Annotated in this window: 1 protein-coding gene; it reads left to right on the plus strand. The window is 21.8% G+C overall.

Annotated elements, in window-relative coordinates:
- The first annotated feature begins 286 nt into the window (after window positions 1–286).
- Window positions 287–973 (plus strand): NADPH-dependent F420 reductase, encoded by a 687-nt coding sequence (gene npdG / locus BGI41_RS07890; RefSeq protein WP_088540152.1) that lies wholly within the window; start codon window positions 287–289, stop codon window positions 971–973.
- Window positions 974–1971: the final 998 nt, after the last annotated feature.

The following is a 1971-nucleotide window of genomic DNA, read 5'->3' on the forward strand; positions in this document are numbered from 1 at the left end:
CTTTATTGTTTTATATTTAAAATTATTTTTCATGAATTTTTTTAAATATAATCTATGTTTTGTATTTTTTATAACTGTTTAAACATAATATATAAATTATATTGATTTTAAACTATTTTTCTATCTTTTTTTTAAACAAATTTTAGAATAATTCAATTTTTTAGTCATTTTATTGAAAATATTTTAAAAAAATCATTTAGAAAGTTTAAAATATTAGTTTGTTCTAATTTTAATTATAAAGTTATTCATTTTGAATATCTATAAAACGTAAAGGGAGGTTATATATTTGGTAGTTAGTATTATTGGTGGAACTGGACCTCAAGGTTTAGGTATTGCCAAACGATTAGCTATTGCAGGTGTAGATGTTATTGTTGGATCTAGAAAAGAAGAAAAAGCTTTAAAAATTGTAAATGAAACTAAGGAAGAATTAAAAGATTATGACATTGCTTCTATTGAGGGTATGGCAAATGAAGATGCAGCGAAAGCTGGAGATATCATAATAATGACTGTTCCTTTAGTTGCACAAGCACCTACTTTAAAAACTATTAAAGAGTTTGTTAAAGATAAAGTATTTTTAGATGCTACTGTACCATTGGAAACAGCACTTGGTGGATCTGTAAAACGAAGTATTGGTTTATGTGAAGGATCTGCTGCAGAAAGAACCCAAGCTCTCTTAGATGGAACTGGTGTAAAAGTTGTAGCTGCTTTTAATAATATTAGTAATTCTCAACTTTTAAATATACCAGAAGAAATAGATTGTGATTGTCTTATAGCTGGAGATGATAAAGAAGCTAAAGAAATTGCATCTGAATTAATTAATAAAATTCCAGGAGTTAAAGCTATTGATTGTGGTCCTCTTGAAAGAGCTAGACAAATTCAAGAAATTACTCCACTTCTCATTGCTTTAAATATTAAATATAAATCTCATTTCGGTGGAATTAGAATAACTGGAATTGATTTTGATAAGAATTAGTTTTTATATAAACATATATAAATAAAATTTTAATTAATTAAAAAAATCATTAGAGCTTAAATTTATAGGTGTTAAATTTATAAACGTTTATTATTAATTGTTTATTCGTCGGATGATTAATTTAAACTGATTTGATATTTTAATATCTTATAAATTTACAATGTCTATGAATTTTTATTCATTAGATATAATAAGAAAATTTAGTATATATAACAAACTTTTCAAATTTAAATAAATAATAAGATATTTTAAGGAATAAATTGTTGTTGAACTAGAAATTGTTAATATTCTGGTGGATTTGAAATTTGATTGTTGAACTAGAAACGGTTATTATTCTAGAGCAAAATTGGACTGATGAAACTAAAAGATTTAGTTGAATAAATATAAACTTTATTTAAATTAAATTATTTTTAGTTTAAAGGATAAACAAATGAACTAGTTAGCTAGTTTAAAAATTGATAGTTGAAAACTTTTAATTTATTCAAAATAATCTGTAATAATGTTTTGTTTAAATTATTAGTTTATACATTATATTAGAATCATTAGATTCTTAAAAAAAGTATTTGATTGTTGAATTTTAAAATAGTTATTATTTAAGAGAATTTAACTATATTAAACTAAAATTAAATATTTTAGTTTGTACTTTGTTGTTGAATAATGTAATAAGACTGTTGAACTAGAAATTGTTAATATTCTAGGGGGGAAATCGGACTGATGAATTATTAGTGAGGTTTATATAATTTGTACTTTTATATAGATTTAAACTAATAACTTAGAAATTGGTTGTTGAATATTAGGTTATATAGTTGTTAAGAAAAATTTTAACACTATATTAATTCTAATATCTTGATTTTTTACTATTTTTATATTTAATTTATTTTCATGTTTTTTTATCTTATTTTAGGTTTTTTTATCTATTTGTCATGTTTTTTTATCTTATTTTAGGTTTTTTATCTATTCATGTTTTTTTTTATCTATTTTTTGTATTTATACTATTT

Source organism: Methanobrevibacter sp. 87.7 (genome assembly GCF_002208625.1).
Lineage (GTDB): Archaea > Methanobacteriota > Methanobacteria > Methanobacteriales > Methanobacteriaceae > Methanarmilla.